The sequence below is a fragment of the Bacillus sp. B4EP4a genome, assembly GCF_006680105.1.
Classification (GTDB): domain Bacteria; phylum Bacillota; class Bacilli; order Bacillales; family DSM-1321; genus Peribacillus; species Peribacillus simplex_E.
Genome location: NZ_VHIK01000006.1, coordinates 40,791 through 54,606, shown reverse-complemented (window position 1 = coordinate 54,606; position 13,816 = coordinate 40,791). Strand labels below are relative to the sequence as shown.

The following is a 13,816-nucleotide window of genomic DNA, read 5'->3' as shown; positions in this document are numbered from 1 at the left end:
TTTACCATGAATAAGCTGATAGCGACAGCCTTTACAAAAAGGAGTGAAAGCTATGGGCGAATTCGATGATATTAATATGAAATTCCAGGAATTAGAAGATGGTCGATATATTGTAAGGATTGAAGGCTTTAAACGAGAAAAAACCATTCATCAGACAAAGCCCATTCGTTGGGATCTGAAATTAATGAATGAAAGTCCGCTAATCTTGCCGGTGAAATTCAGTCATATCGAAACGAATGCCGGTTTTCAGATCCTGATGCGCGAATTGAAGAGTTTAGGTTTTTCAAAGCCGCGCTCCGCAAAGGAATTTGAAGAAGTGATGGCTGATTTACTTGGGTCCATCGTTGAAGTGAGCCTTACCACGACAAATAAGGAAGAAGGATATCGGGAAATTCGTTTTTTACGGAGATTGTATTAGTTGACTGGCTTTGTGAAAAACCTTCGGTAGCCTGACATCTTTGAAAAATAGGAAAGTGGCCTTCAATTGTTCATTCAATTGAAGGCCACTTTTTTTTTCGGTTACTTTTTAGCTAAAAAAGCTTCAATACGGTCCAAAGCCTTTTCAAGGGTTTCCATGGAATAGGCATAAGATATCCTGAAGTACCCTTCGCCAAGGGGAGAGAAGGCATCTCCAGGGACCACTGCCACTTTTTCCTGTTGAACAAGCTTGAGGCAAAAATCAAGGGAAGAGGCATAGCCTTCAGGCAGCTTTATAAAGAAGTAAAAGGCACCATTTGGTTTGACTATTTCCAGTTCCATCGCTTGTAAGCGACTGTATACGTATTCCCGTCTCCGGGAATACTCAGTCTTCATGGGAATGGCATCATCTCTGCCTGCCGTCAATGCTGCCAAGGCAGCTCTCTGCGATATGGAGGAGGCACAAGTTACATTGTATTGATGAACCTTCAGGATATGCTGAGAGATGGCTACAGGCGCAAACAGAAGGCCAATCCTCCACCCGGTCATGGAATGGGACTTGGACAATCCGTTCAGGACGATGGTTTGTTCTTTTAAGAAAGTGGCAATCGAAACATGCTCCTGATCGAATACCAGTTCACTGTATATCTCATCAGCCAATATGAATATGTCCTTGCCCCTTACAAGTTCGGCAATGTCCAATAATTCTTCGGCAGATAATGTTACCCCGGTCGGATTCGATGGATAGGGCAGAACGATGCACCGTGTATGATCGGTTATGTACTTTTCAATTATATCTGCAGTCAAACGAAATCCATTTTTTGTTGTATCGGCATAAACAGGTGTTGCACCGCACATCTTAATGATGGGTTCATATCCCGGATATACCGGACCCGGTAATATTACTTCGTTCCCTGGGATGAGAATCGTCCGAAAGGTAATATCTATGCCTTCGCTGGCACCAGAAGTCACTAGGACTTCATTCGCCGGATCATAGCTAAGCTTGTATTTATCCTTTACATATTTTGAAGCGGCTTCCCTTAATTCCAGATAGCCGGCATTGTGAGTATAAACGGTATAGTCATTATCGATGGCTTGTTTTGCCGCTTCTTTAATATGCATTGGAGTTGGAAAGTCAGGCTGTCCTATCGTTAAGGAAATGGTGCCTTCGATATCAGCGACCATATTGTAGAATTTACGGATTCCTGATATTTGTACGTCTTTTACTAGAGGGTTTATTAAATGTTCCATCTATGAATATCCTCCCTTATCTAACTACATGAATTATGTTATGTTTGACTCATTCATTCTATTTTATCATTTAGTTTGGATGGGGGAGAAAACTTTTTGAGATTAATGAATTAAAGGTATAATGTATGATAAGAAAATTTTGAGGGTTGATACATTTGATAAGGACTTGCGCAATTACTTCTAATCAAGAAATCAGTTTTGATTTACCGCTAACGGAAATGAATAATCCGGATATCGAGTGGTTCTGGGTTGATTTTTCCAACCCCACAAACAAGGAAATCGAACTTTTATCCAATCATTTTCACTTTCACCCGCTGGCAATTGAAGATTGCCTGGATGATTTTAATCAACGTCCAAAAATGGATTTTTATGAGGGTTACCAATTTCTTGTGATTCATGCTCTAAGGGAGAAGGCATTAAAAGCAGTGGAATTGGATATGTTCGTTGGTGAAAAATGGATAGTCAGTTTTCATAAGGAAGATATGCTTGAACTGGAAAAGGTACGGGAAGAAATTGCTGGTAATAAAATGTTGAAGCAAAGTCCCTTTTTCTTGATGCATAGGATAATTGACAGGATCGTCGATGAATTCTTCCCACCTGTTTATAAAATTGAAAGCGAATTGGGTAGCATTGAGGAAAATACTGAAAATGACACGATTAACGAATTGATGGATCAGCTTTTCGATTTACGTACAGATATGTCCAGGCTCCGTCGGACCATATTGCCGATGCGTGACTTATTGTACAGAATGATTTCATCGGAGCGACTGAATTACTTGAAAGATCAGCACCTTTATTTTAATGATGTGTACGATCATCTTCTTAAATTGGCTGAAATGCTTGAATCCTATCGAGATTTTTCATCCGATATACGTGATAGTTATTTGTCTGTGAACTCTAATAATATGAATTCAACGATGATGACATTGACTGTCATCACTACCATTTTCATGCCGCTGACCTTCATAGTGGGCGTATATGGGATGAATTTTGAATATATGCCGGAATTAAATTGGCATTATGGCTATTTCCTCATTCTTGGAATGATGGGCGGAATTGCCTTGATGATGTTTTTATTCTTTGTTAAAAAAGGTTGGCTCAATCCAAAGAATAGGTCGCGAAAGAGATGAAATGACCCAACTGGCCTGCTATTCTAAGTTTCATTTGAGGTGAGTATTTTTTTATAATGGAAATTGAGGGAAAACGAATGGTTTATTCGTTTTAATTGGGGGGACCATCATCAATTCACTTTTCCACATGCATATAAGCTTTATTTTATATTCTTTGTTGCTTTCCTCTAAATGCGAATAGAGTTTGGAAGGGATGAAGGGCGTTATTTTGCGACCAGCCTATCAGGTCTGCTTTATACCCATGTCGGTTATATCATGGAGGGGGAAATGTCGAAGAGACAGGCCCTTTACGATCGATATGATGGGGGGAATGGCAATGGTGAAAAATGAACTTGGAAAAAGGGGGACTCTGTTGGGTCCCTTTTTAGTTTGGCTTCAATAGATAATCACTTCTTGATCCTTTTTTTATCTGTGCTCTAAACAAAAGAAATATTTAACCGAATTATTAGGTATGAGTTCATTGATAAAACCATAATTTTTCGTGGAATTATGAAATGAAAAAGTAAGAGAAGGGCGAGATGACACACTGGAAGCAAATAAAGGAATATTACTGGAAAGTGGCACGAATGAGCTTGAGATAGTGGAATTCGGTCTCGGAAAGAATAAATTCGGCATTAACGTAATCAAGGTGAAGGAAATCATTAATCCTGTCCCCATCACGCTTGTCCCTCATTCCCATCCAAATGTGGAGGGGATCATTGAACTTCGTGGAGAAGTCCTGCCAGTTGTGAATGTGGCGGATGCTTTAGGATTTCCGCCATCTGAAACTCCTGAGCAGGATAAATTCATAGTGGCTGAATTCAATCAGCAAAAAGTGGTTTTCCATGTCCATACCGTAACACAGATCCACCGTATTTCCTGGTCCCAAATCGAAAAGTCTTCGGATATGTATCAAGGCCTTGAAAGTCAGATTATCGGAGTAATAAAATTAAATAGAGAAATGTTACTATTACTTGATTTTGAAAAAATAGTGGTCGAAATCAATCCAGAATCAGGAATAAACATCCAACAGGTTAAAAAGCTTGGTACCCGGCAAAATTCAGACAAGAGAATCCTGATTGCAGAAGATTCTCCATTACTGAGAAAGCTGCTTTTTGATACATTGTCAGAAGCGGGATTCAAGTACTTGGAGTTTTATGAAAATGGACTTGATGCATTTAATTATCTGGAGAATTTAATTGAATCAGGAAAAGTGGTTGAAGATGAAGTGCATCTTGTAATTACTGATATTGAGATGCCTCAAATGGATGGACATCATTTGACTAGAAGAATAAAGGAAAACGGGGAACTCGCTGGGTTGCCGGTGATTATTTTCTCTTCTTTGATTACTGACAGCCTTCGTCATAAAGGTCAGGTCGTAGGGGCTAACGCACAAATCAGCAAGCCAGAAATTGCAGAGCTTATAAAGTTGATAGACAGATTGGTATTATGAATGTGAAAACGGGCCGATGAGGCGTTACCTCACGGCCCGTTTGGTTTATCAATGATTAATACTTGGAACCTTTTCCTAAAAAGGAGGATGGGAATGGATTGTGAAAAGGTTGCTTGACCGACCCACGTCCGTGAGCCTTTTTCTCGATGTTGGTATTGTTCGGTTGTTTTTCACCTGCTTGTCCAACGTAAGTTTGCAGGATCTGTTTTGCCTTGGATAATGACAACGCGGCTTTAGGGTTCCGTATGGAAGCTGCCCGGCTGCCGAGGTGGGGTAGTTTTTTCAAATCTTCCTTTGTGGGAGGTAAATGAAAAACATATGATCCGCATTCGACAATGACGTCGGATTGTTGTGCTGCAAAGCGAGGGTTATCAGAGAAATGAAGTCCAATCTTCTTCGCTTTTCCTTCTTGCATAAGTTTGCTTAATGCGAGTCGTTTTAAATTATATAAATTCTTGGGCTCCAATGCAGTCTTTGCATGTTTATTGACAATAAACACGGCTTGGGCAAGGGAGTTTATCGAAAACTCATCCCTTTCAGAATGTCCTTTCGTTTGGTTCATTGTGGAAACTCCTTTTCTTAATGAGGTTAGAAGGACGTTATAAACAGACTTCCTTCAGTAAAAACCCGTTTTTATATATTGGTTGAAATAGAGACGTGTGTGCAACCAGGCAGAAAAAAGTGAAAAAATAATGCATGTACATCTCTAGGGTATGACCATCATTTCCCAACACTTTACCATCTATTCATTTTCATATTATACCACTTCAAAATATATAGGGAAGTAAAATTCAATCCGACGCCTTTTAGTCCAAGAAAAAGAAGGCGCTTTTGTCGCCTTCTTTCCAACCCTTATTTAGTGTATATATTGATATTTTCAGATACCCCAGCCTGTGCGCCGAATTGTTGCTGCTGGTAACCCTGAAAGCCTTGATAAGCAGGGTACGCAGGATAAGCGGCGTAAGGAGGGTAAGCGGGCGGGTATGGAGGAGGATATGGAGGATATGGAGGATAGACAACAGTTGGACGGTTATTGAATAGCAACGGTCCAATTGCCAATCCTGCAACAAAAGCTACAGGCGCCAATAGAGGAAAGAAAGGAAAGAAGCGCTCGTCATTCCAATATTCAGGTCCATATTCATTCCCATATGCATTTCTGTAATCGTTCTGTAGCATTATGGTCTGCGGATAATGGTAGTAAGGAAAATACTGTGTTTGCATAATTAGCCTCCTTTTCTCAAATTCTTTACATAGTATGGATTTTTTTAAGAAAAGAGCCTGTTTCATCTCAATCTGTTATAATGAATCTACTTATGAGAAAAATTTGGGGGGACCTTAATGGATCGGTGTAAAGGCATTTTTGCAGTCGGTTTTGGAGGAGCGGCTGGAGCGATATTGCGATATTGCGTAATCTTGACTGCTGGTCATTCCTTCTTCCCGTTTGGAACCCTCTTAATAAATATAGTAGGCAGCTTTTTACTTGGAATGATCAATGGCTATTTCGCCTCGAAAAAGAGATCGCTTGTTTTTTTAGCGCTGGGCAGCGGGTTTTGCGGCGGTTTCACCACGATGTCCACATTTTCACTAGAAGTGGTGGATCTACTGCAGACTTCTCTGGCATTGGCGGGACTGTATATTGGTGCCACGATTTTTTTTGGTTTGGTTGCTGGTTTCTTCGGACTGGGACTTTTTAATAGACGGAGAGGTGAGTCCCTTTGATTGAGGTTCTTTCGGTATTTATAGGAGGCTTTTTGGGAGCGGCCTCAAGATATGTCTTGCAGATTATTTTTAATAGGCTATTGCCAGCCGTCTCGATACCCATTAGCATTTTACTGATTAACCTTATAGGTTCCTTTGGGCTTGGAATGGCGCTTCCACAGAAAGAAAGCTGGGCTTTATCTTTGCAGGTTTTTCTGACAATAGGTTTCCTGGGTGCTTTTACGACCTTTTCAACATTCAGCATGGAAACACTTGAACTTATTAGGAAACACCGTTATATAGATAGCCTTATCTATATAACGGTGTCTGTTTTAGGGTGTATCGGAACTTTCCTGTGCGGCTATTTAAGTATGGTATAACCTTTATGGCAACTACCATTTGGTACTGGTAAAAAAAACCTGGTTTTCTCAGATATACTTCTAATGCTATAATTCATAGGAGTCCATTACACATGATTTATGGCAACAAGTCGTTTTATTCGCACAGGTTTTGTTAAAAAGTCTGGCGGTTTTCCCCTGTATTCTTTTCCTATCATTTTTCGGATTGGAATTCGTAAACTGTCAACTCCGGACGTGAAAGGAAACGATATGGGAGACGGGTAGTGCCAAGCCCTCTATTAACATGTAACGTTAATGAATCGATTTCATACGTGCCTTCCCGGTACTTTTCAGCGTATGGGGGAGTTACAAGGGCACCGGCAAAGGGGATTTGTACTTGTCCTCCGTGACTGTGACCGCTTATTTGATACTGGATGTCATAAGTCCTTGATGTGTCGGCAAGGTCAGGGGCATGCGAAAGCATAATGGTGAACACTTCTTCAGGGATGCCAGATAGTGCTTTTTCAAAATCAGGTTTTCCTAGCATGGCATCATCAACCCCGGCAATGACTATTTCTTCAGCCGTTAATAAGGTAATCTTAGTTGAGGTATTTTGCAACATGGTAAAATGGGATTTTTCCATGATATCGCTGTAAATTTCTGAGCCATATCCCCCATGATCATGGTTACCGTAGATGCTGAACTTTCCAAGTGGCGCTTTGAGCTGATTTAAAACGAGAGGGATTTTCTGGTAATCCTTATATTTATTAGGCTGGTCCATCAAATCTCCGGTAAATAAAATAACATCAGGGTCCAGTTGGTTTATCTTATTGACAATTGCTTGTAAATCTTTAAGCTGAAATTGAAAGCCTAAATGCGTATCACTGAATTGGACCATTTTCATGCCATGAAAACCTTTTGGGATAAGCGGGTGGCTGATGATTTTATGCTTGATTTCTAACCACTTAGGTTCCAAATTATGGGCATAATAGTTTCCGCCAATACCTAAACCGGTTAAGGTAGCCAATGTACCAAAACTTTTCTTTAAGAATGTTCTTCTGGATATGGGTTTATTCAAATTAATCAACCTATCTAATATAAAAATGTTACTTCCTCATACTAACAAACAATATACATAAAATGAAGAAAATATCTTCTATGAGCATATGAAAAACATGTAAACTGGGGTTTGATGAAACCGTATCCGGTTTGAAATTGAACATCTATACGGAGGTAACATGATGACCGAACCAATGTTTATTACACTGATTATACTTCTATGCGCGATCGCGCTTTTTATACAAGGGAAATTTCGAGCAGATTTAATTGCACTTAGTGCACTATCCATTCTGGGTTTACTGGGGATTCTTACATTGGATGAACTAGTGGCCGGGTTTGCGAACCAAGTGGTCATCATGCTGGCTGGGCTATTTATAGTCGGTGCCGGCCTGTTAAATACAGGAATCGTGGAAAAGGCAGGAAATAAGTTGTTGGGTTTATGTGGGGGCAGTGAATGGAAATCGCTGCTTATCGTCATGCTGACAGCAGGAATATTAAGTGCCTTTTTAAGCGGAACAGGAATTGTTTCCATACTGCTTCCGCTCGTTATGAGCATGGCCTTAAAACAAAAAACAAGTCCGACAAGGTATTTATTGCCACTTGCCTATGCAAGCAGTATTGGAGGGCTATTAACACTGACAGGTACTCCCTCCAATATGATCGTTGCTGATGTCTTACGGCAAAACGGAATAGGGACATTAGAGTTTTTTGACTTTACACCCGTGGGCTTGATCGCCTTTGCAGCAGGGTTATTCTTCATGTTGACACTCGGACGCCTGTTGCTTCCCGAGAAGACGATTGCCGCGAACAATAGTGTCAAGGGACTGTCGGCAGGGGAGCTTGCAGGCATGTACAAAGTATATGACAGATTGCATTATCTGCATATACCCGCTACTTCCGATATTGTTGGAGAAAGGCTGTCTGACCTCCAGCTTCCTATTCAGTATGAATTGACTTTGATTGAAATCCAGCGGAAGCCAAAGGATAAGCAATTACCGCTGTTGCAAAGACAGCTGACGATTTCAGCAAGGGCGGATGAGGTTCTTCATCCTGAAGATATCATTTTGGTGTTTGGGGAAGAAGAAGCAGTTGAGAGATTGGCACTTAACTATGAACTGGAGTTTAAACATTTCAATACCGAACAAATAAAGAAACATTTTCTTAGCAGTAGATTTGGATTGACAGAAATATTGATCGTCCCGAACTCGGATTATGAAAATCAAACCTTGATTGATGTGCATTTTCGTGAGAAATACCAATGTAATGTGCTTGCAATCAATCGGAATGGCGAATATATTCAAGCCGATGTCGGAACGGAACGCCTTAAACCGGGGGATGCAATCCTGATACATGGGGAATGGGAGAACATTGAGAGGATTTCCTCGGATTTACAGGATGTCATCGTTATTGGAAGTACCTCGGAAGATGGCTCTCCGGTCAACTCCAAGGGCAAAGCATGGATTGCCTTGGGAATCACTGCATTGATGGTCATTCTATTATCGATGGAGTCCGTCCCTGCCGTACTATCGGTATTGACGGCCGCATTGTTGATGGTGATCACTGGCTGTGTCCGTTCGATGGAGGATGCTTACCAAAAGATTAACTGGGAACCTGTTCTTTTGATTGCAGCCATGTTCGGAATAACGGCTGCATTGGATAATACGGGCGGAGTGAGGATGATAAGTGATTGGCTGGCCGTTTTATTCAGTAATATCGGGGCACACGGCATATTAGCGGTCTTTTATCTCCTGACACTGATCCTGAGCCAATTCATCCCGTATGGAGCCGCGGCGGTAATCATGACGCCCATTGCACTGACATCTGCGGTGAATCAAGGCATCGATCCCCTACCTGTGTTTATATGCCTTGCCGTTGCTGGCAGTTTGGCGTTATCGACTCCAAGGGTTGCCACTACCAACGCGCTTGTGATGACGGCGGGTGATTACAAGCATAAAGATTTTATCATGATCGGGATATCCATACAGATCTTCATTGGCGTTATCATGGTGATCACGATCCCGTGGTTCTTCCCTTTTTGATAAGACATAAGGCATTGTTCCATTTATGGACAATGCTTTTTCAATGTGTTTCTTTTCAAATGGATTGGATGAATGTGGTTCTGAAAAAAGAGTTATGCAGTAGGAATTAAAATATTTATTATCAATGCAAGAAACTAATGGTATAATTTTGGCATATTGGTGTTTTCGTAATTAGGGGGAAGATGCATCATGGATACAGAAAAGATATTAAAGAATTTAGACAGGGTGACACCATTCTTTCAACCGATTTTCAGTGCAGATCAACATCAGGTAATCGGGTATGAAATTCTAGGGCGCTATGAGGAACAATCGGAATATAAAAGCCTTGGACCTTTTTTTCACAATTCTGCAGTGCCGGAAGAGTATAGGGTGGAAGTGGATAATTACGTACTTGAAATTGCTTTGGAGAGAATAAAAGACTATGGTGAAGATTTTCTTATCTTTATCAACAGGGATCCTAATTTGCTTATGCTGGATCATGGCGAAGAATTCATGGAGATTTTACATCGTCATTTTCAACCGGAGGAAATGCACCGGATCGTACTGGAATTATCAGACACAATCAGCCCGGAAAACTTAGATCCTTTGCAGCATGTGCTTGCTTACTTTAGAACATATGGGATTAAGATAGCTTTAGATCATTTAGGACAAGATACGCAATTGGACCGAATCGCACAGATTTCTCCGAATATTTTAAAAGTTAACCTGGACCAGCTTCGCATTTCAGGTGGAGATGCCTATCAGGTCATCCTGTTTTCTCTAAGCATGCTTGCACGAAAAATCGGCGCCAATTTACTATTTGAGAACATTGAGTCCGAATACCAGCTTCGTTTTGCATGGAAGAATGGGGGACGATATTATCAAGGGTATTTTTTGGCGAAACCGGAAGGCGAATTCATTAATAAAGATTTACTTCGTGAAAAATTCCATCAAGAATGTCAGTCCTTCATTTCTTTAGAGACCAAGAAGCTTGAAGCCGTTTATCAAAAGACTTTGCAATTCAACGAGAATATGCAAAATTTCTTAAAACAGCAAAAGCGGAACGGCTCCCATGAAGATTTTCTCGGTATTTTGGCGAAAAAGTTGGATTCTGTATGTTTTCGGCTTTATATTTGTGATGAAGAGGGGTATCAAAAATCCCCCAATATCCTACATAAGGACGGGCAATGGTTAGTCCAACCCAGTTATATGAATAAAAATTGGAGCTGGAGACCTTATTTTCTCGAAAATATCGTAAAGATGCGCAATGAGAAAAAAGGAATACTATCCGATTTATACAGTGATATCGAAACGGGGGAAACTATACGGACCTTTTCATATCCCCTGAATAATAAGGAATACATTTTCTGTGATCTTTCTTATAGTTATTTATATGAAAATGAAGCACTATTATAAAAATCGATTCATGAATATAATCGCTTTAAATGTGTAACGATAAGCAGAAATGATGCGCTTGGAGGAGACATATTTTGAGCACGTACATCTGGATTCTAATCATAATCGTTACAATCATGGCATTATATCTGCTCTTTTATACTTATTCTGTAGCAAGGGCACAGAAAGTGAAGGCCAGATATGATTCGACTATCGATGATTCCGTTAAAGAACATCCTTATTTAATGAACCCGGTATTCGTTTCCCTTTTCGTCGGGACGATTTTGGTTGCCGGTTTTATTTTTTACTATGCTTTTCGATAATTGTGAGAAGGAGATTTCAATATCATGAAATCTTCTTTTTTATTGTGAAGAATGGGTAATGGTATCAAGGTATCCCGAAGAATTTGATTTTGTAGTTTGGCTTTGATTTTGACGGGTATTGAAAGGCATAGGCAAAAATCATAACCATTAGGAGAAACTCTATAACAAGGAGATGATTGTAATGAGGAAATATCTAGTTGCATGTCTTGCCAGTGTCCTTTTATTTTTAAGTGGAGGGTTCACTGCTTCAGCGGAGGGCTTACATAGAGAGGAAGTACTATCTTTGGTACAGGATGCCATGGAGAACCAAGGTTCGATCAGTGAGGAAGTACGTACTAAGGAAGCGATAGAAGGGAAGTTGGATAAACATTTCACAGGTGATTTCATCAAGAAGTTTGTCCAAGCGAATGTAGTGAAAGTCGATGGCGGTTATACCGCATTTGGATCAGATTTCGCTCCGTATTATATCCCTTTTTTCAGTTATGACAAGAATACGGAAATTGTATATGGGAAAAACGGTGATGTCATTTATGTTCAGGAGGAGTTCCAGGACACTGGGGACGGACCGGTATCGATGGAAAAACATGTTGAATCAGTTACTTTGAAAAAGGAAAATGGCGTTTGGAAGGTAATGGATGTAAAGTATGAAAGTGATAAAATGAAATAAGGAAAGTTCTTTAAAATTGAAAAATATGGAGTTGAAATGAAGAAGTCTAGAGGAGGTCACAGCCTTCTCTAGACTTTTTTTATATATTCAGTTCTTTTTTTATTTCGTCCAATTCAAAACCAACAATGGCTTTCCCATCGATGACGACCGTAGGTGTGGAATAGGCACCGTATTTATTCGTTAATTCTTTTCGGGCTTGTCCATCTGCTTTAATATCCTTTTCTTTGTAAACGACATTATTATCATCAAAGAACATTTTCATGATTTTGCAGGGAGGGCAATCAGGTTGGGTATATAGCGTAACGTCTTTCATTTCAATCCTCCATGTATTCTTTAGGTAAGGTTTATTTTTTCATTATAGAGGATGCCAGGACATTTGAATAGGAAAACACCCCAAGTACCGTTCTACTTACTTTTTTCCTGTTTTACCAGATAGTCTATCAATCCCATGGAACAAACATTCAGGTCCATGGCGATGATTTCAAAAACAGGATGATCTGTGGTGATTCCTTTTTCGCCTAAATGAAAGGCGACTTCCGTGAAAATATTTTTACTGGTCGCTGCCACTCGTTCCTCAAAGCTCGCATATTCCTTATATGCCGATTTGGCAGTCGTAACAAATTTAGGCAGCCAGTAATGAAGTTGTTTATATACTTCCTTAGGGTTTTCGGAAACCCCATAATGGCCAAAATATATACGTTCGACGCCGATGCTTTCATACAATTCCGCTGCTGCAAGCATCGCTTCGGGGTTAAATTGGTTTGGCGATGTGGAAGGTAAGTAAAATTCCAGACCTTCTTCATCGAGTTCACGATAATAGATGCCTATGGTGTCACCTGAAAACATCCCTTTTGAAACCGAATCGAATATGCTTAAATGATGGTTTGCGTGTCCGGGAGTGTCATAAAAGGTCAACTTTGAATTATCACTTGTTTGCAGGGATTCCCGATCATGTTTAATCAGCATTCTTTCAAACGGAATAGGTAAAATCGGATCGAAAAGCTTGTTGAATTCTTCACCATAGACTGCTTTAGCCCCAGCAATCAAACGTGTTGGATCTTCTAGATGACGTGCACCTTTTGGATGGACGATCACTTTGGCGTTCGGGCAATGCTGTAAAAAAAGTCCTGCTCCACCTGCATGGTCCAAATGAATATGGGTAAGAATGATATATGTAATATCTTCGAGGGCGATTCCCAAATGTTCGAGCCCCTTCATTAAGTGGGGGATGGAAGGGCTGGCGGAAGTTTCGACTAATGTGATGTCTTCATCGGCAATTACATATGTACCTGTACGATTTCTTCTATCCAAATCAAAACCATCAATCAATGAAATGCGATAACCAAGTTCACTAATGTTTTGCAACAGAATCTACCCCCAAAAAATTTTTCATGTACAAAATCCATTCCTTATTTTATTCTGTTAATAGTGCCATGTAAAGAATGAAGTTTTAAATTATTCTGAATTTATTTCAGCGTGGCTACTGGATAGAAAAGTATGGTATAGTGAAACCTATCGAAAAGGTTTTATTCAGAAAGGAGAGGGAGTATGTCTCAATTACAGGGCATCCTTACCAGATTGAAAAGTCTTCAAGAGCAAGCGAAGGAATCTGAATCTGCTCAACGTTTTTTTGAAATAGATGGTGTGAAAAAGTGCCAGGTTACATATTTCAGCAAAACAGAAATGTTCGAGCTTGAAGTATACAGTGATAAAGGGAAATCATCCAAATATCAATTCGATAATATTGATATGATTACCATTGAAATCTTTGATCTTCTTCAATCTTAAAAAAATCACAAAAAGCCGCCTTCCTTTGGAAGCGGCTTTTTTATTGTGAATGAATTTCGGTCAATTTTTACTTGAATGAAGTAGTGATTTTTACGACATCTTAATAATTGGAGGGATGTAAATGAAAAATCCAATGGTAATTTGCCCGGAATGCGGTGAGGAAAGGGAAATGGAAAATGTACTAACGGCACAATCCAACCAAAATGTGATTTATCAATGCCCGGAATGCGGTTTTAAACAGGTTAACATCAAAACTAGTAAGGGCTAAGGGTCTCTTGCGAATCCCGCCGTTTGGGATTT

The 13,816-nt window shown here is 40.0% G+C and carries 17 protein-coding genes; 11 read left to right on the top strand and 6 right to left on the bottom strand.

Annotated features, from left to right (window positions below; translation table 11 throughout):
- The first annotated feature begins 52 nt into the window (after positions 1 to 52).
- Entirely contained in the window at positions 53 to 418 is a 366-nt protein-coding gene (locus tag FNK51_RS03530) for a hypothetical protein (RefSeq protein WP_034314117.1), read from the top strand.
- Between the two features lie 101 nt (positions 419 to 519).
- Here the strand turns inward: FNK51_RS03530 and FNK51_RS03525 are convergent, their stop codons facing one another.
- On the bottom strand, positions 520 to 1,668 hold the full coding sequence (locus tag FNK51_RS03525) for an aminotransferase A (RefSeq protein WP_098371157.1): 1,149 nt from the start codon (positions 1,666 to 1,668) through the stop codon (positions 520 to 522).
- A gap of 155 nt (positions 1,669 to 1,823) precedes the next feature.
- Here FNK51_RS03525 and corA point away from each other — a divergent pair, with 155 nt between their 5' ends.
- Together corA and FNK51_RS03515 are read left to right on the top strand one after the other, a co-directional pair.
- A complete protein-coding gene (corA, locus tag FNK51_RS03520; RefSeq protein ID WP_483296106.1) occupies positions 1,824 to 2,798 on the top strand; it encodes a magnesium/cobalt transporter CorA in 975 nt (324 codons plus the stop codon).
- 526 nt (positions 2,799 to 3,324) lie between these two features.
- Positions 3,325 to 4,230: a chemotaxis protein gene (locus tag FNK51_RS03515; RefSeq protein WP_141992447.1), complete on the top strand. Its 906-nt coding sequence runs from the start codon at positions 3,325 to 3,327 to the stop codon at positions 4,228 to 4,230.
- Positions 4,231 to 4,285: 55 nt separating this feature from the next.
- On the opposite strand, the gene FNK51_RS03510 is transcribed toward FNK51_RS03515, so the two are convergent.
- Positions 4,286 to 4,792, bottom strand: coding sequence for a YkyB family protein (locus tag FNK51_RS03510; RefSeq protein ID WP_098371155.1), 507 nt, complete (start codon positions 4,790 to 4,792; stop codon positions 4,286 to 4,288).
- Positions 4,793 to 5,082: 290 nt separating this feature from the next.
- Positions 5,083 to 5,406, bottom strand: coding sequence for a hypothetical protein (locus tag FNK51_RS03505; RefSeq protein WP_430098208.1), 324 nt, complete (start codon positions 5,404 to 5,406; stop codon positions 5,083 to 5,085).
- 162 nt (positions 5,407 to 5,568) lie between these two features.
- Between FNK51_RS03505 and FNK51_RS03500 the strand changes: the two genes are divergently transcribed.
- Together FNK51_RS03500 and crcB are read left to right on the top strand one after the other, a co-directional pair.
- Entirely contained in the window at positions 5,569 to 5,949 is a 381-nt protein-coding gene (locus FNK51_RS03500) for a fluoride efflux transporter FluC (RefSeq protein ID WP_141992446.1), read from the top strand.
- A complete protein-coding gene (crcB, locus tag FNK51_RS03495; protein ID WP_141992445.1) occupies positions 5,946 to 6,308 on the top strand; it encodes a fluoride efflux transporter CrcB in 363 nt (120 codons plus the stop codon). Before FNK51_RS03500 ends, crcB begins: the two co-directional genes overlap by 4 nt.
- Positions 6,309 to 6,480: 172 nt before the next feature.
- Here the strand turns inward: crcB and FNK51_RS03490 are convergent, their stop codons facing one another.
- On the bottom strand, positions 6,481 to 7,344 hold the full coding sequence (locus FNK51_RS03490; protein WP_098371152.1) for a metallophosphoesterase: 864 nt from the start codon (positions 7,342 to 7,344) through the stop codon (positions 6,481 to 6,483).
- A gap of 163 nt (positions 7,345 to 7,507) precedes the next feature.
- Between FNK51_RS03490 and FNK51_RS03485 the strand changes: the two genes are divergently transcribed.
- The 4 genes from FNK51_RS03485 to FNK51_RS03470 all read left to right on the top strand — a co-directional run bounded on the left by FNK51_RS03485 (position 7,508) and on the right by FNK51_RS03470 (position 11,728).
- Positions 7,508 to 9,364 carry an SLC13 family permease gene (locus FNK51_RS03485; RefSeq protein ID WP_260399651.1) on the top strand — a complete coding sequence of 619 codons (1,857 nt, stop codon included), beginning with the start codon at positions 7,508 to 7,510 and terminating at the stop codon, positions 9,362 to 9,364.
- A 189-nt stretch (positions 9,365 to 9,553) separates the two neighbouring features.
- Positions 9,554 to 10,759: an EAL domain-containing protein gene (locus tag FNK51_RS03480; RefSeq protein ID WP_141992443.1), complete on the top strand. Its 1,206-nt coding sequence runs from the start codon at positions 9,554 to 9,556 to the stop codon at positions 10,757 to 10,759.
- Between the two features lie 74 nt (positions 10,760 to 10,833).
- Positions 10,834 to 11,061: a hypothetical protein gene (locus tag FNK51_RS03475; protein ID WP_098371149.1), complete on the top strand. Its 228-nt coding sequence runs from the start codon at positions 10,834 to 10,836 to the stop codon at positions 11,059 to 11,061.
- Between the two features lie 181 nt (positions 11,062 to 11,242).
- On the top strand, positions 11,243 to 11,728 hold the full coding sequence (locus FNK51_RS03470; protein WP_181762168.1) for a DUF3993 domain-containing protein: 486 nt from the start codon (positions 11,243 to 11,245) through the stop codon (positions 11,726 to 11,728).
- 79 nt (positions 11,729 to 11,807) lie between these two features.
- On the opposite strand, the gene FNK51_RS03465 is transcribed toward FNK51_RS03470, so the two are convergent.
- Positions 11,808 to 12,041: a glutaredoxin family protein gene (locus FNK51_RS03465; protein ID WP_076366808.1), complete on the bottom strand. Its 234-nt coding sequence runs from the start codon at positions 12,039 to 12,041 to the stop codon at positions 11,808 to 11,810.
- A gap of 92 nt (positions 12,042 to 12,133) precedes the next feature.
- Positions 12,134 to 13,093: an MBL fold metallo-hydrolase gene (locus FNK51_RS03460; RefSeq protein ID WP_141992441.1), complete on the bottom strand. Its 960-nt coding sequence runs from the start codon at positions 13,091 to 13,093 to the stop codon at positions 12,134 to 12,136.
- Positions 13,094 to 13,276: 183 nt separating this feature from the next.
- Here FNK51_RS03460 and FNK51_RS03455 point away from each other — a divergent pair, with 183 nt between their 5' ends.
- Entirely contained in the window at positions 13,277 to 13,516 is a 240-nt protein-coding gene (locus FNK51_RS03455; protein ID WP_034314086.1) for a YkuJ family protein, read from the top strand.
- Positions 13,517 to 13,637: 121 nt separating this feature from the next.
- Positions 13,638 to 13,784, top strand: a complete 147-nt coding sequence (locus tag FNK51_RS26365) for a hypothetical protein (protein WP_094246583.1) — start codon at positions 13,638 to 13,640, stop codon at positions 13,782 to 13,784.
- Positions 13,785 to 13,816: the final 32 nt, after the last annotated feature.

Bases quoted from the DNA above. Each gene is read 5' to 3' on its own strand.
- FNK51_RS03455 (WP_034314086.1), top strand. From the start codon at position 13,277: ATGTCTCAATTACAGGGCATCCTTACCAGATTGAAAAGTCTTCAAGAG.
- FNK51_RS03500 (WP_141992446.1), top strand. From the start codon at position 5,569: ATGGATCGGTGTAAAGGCATTTTTGCAGTCGGTTTTGGAGGAGCGGCT.
- FNK51_RS03505 (WP_430098208.1), bottom strand. From the start codon at position 5,406: ATGCTACAGAACGATTACAGAAATGCATATGGGAATGAATATGGACCT.
- FNK51_RS03470 (WP_181762168.1), top strand. From the start codon at position 11,243: ATGAGGAAATATCTAGTTGCATGTCTTGCCAGTGTCCTTTTATTTTTA.
- FNK51_RS26365 (WP_094246583.1), top strand. From the start codon at position 13,638: ATGAAAAATCCAATGGTAATTTGCCCGGAATGCGGTGAGGAAAGGGAA.
- FNK51_RS03465 (WP_076366808.1), bottom strand. From the start codon at position 12,041: ATGAAAGACGTTACGCTATATACCCAACCTGATTGCCCTCCCTGCAAA.
- FNK51_RS03530 (WP_034314117.1), top strand. From the start codon at position 53: ATGGGCGAATTCGATGATATTAATATGAAATTCCAGGAATTAGAAGAT.
- FNK51_RS03510 (WP_098371155.1), bottom strand. From the start codon at position 4,792: ATGAACCAAACGAAAGGACATTCTGAAAGGGATGAGTTTTCGATAAAC.
- FNK51_RS03525 (WP_098371157.1), bottom strand. From the start codon at position 1,668: ATGGAACATTTAATAAACCCTCTAGTAAAAGACGTACAAATATCAGGA.
- FNK51_RS03485 (WP_260399651.1), top strand. From the start codon at position 7,508: ATGACCGAACCAATGTTTATTACACTGATTATACTTCTATGCGCGATC.
- FNK51_RS03480 (WP_141992443.1), top strand. From the start codon at position 9,554: ATGGATACAGAAAAGATATTAAAGAATTTAGACAGGGTGACACCATTC.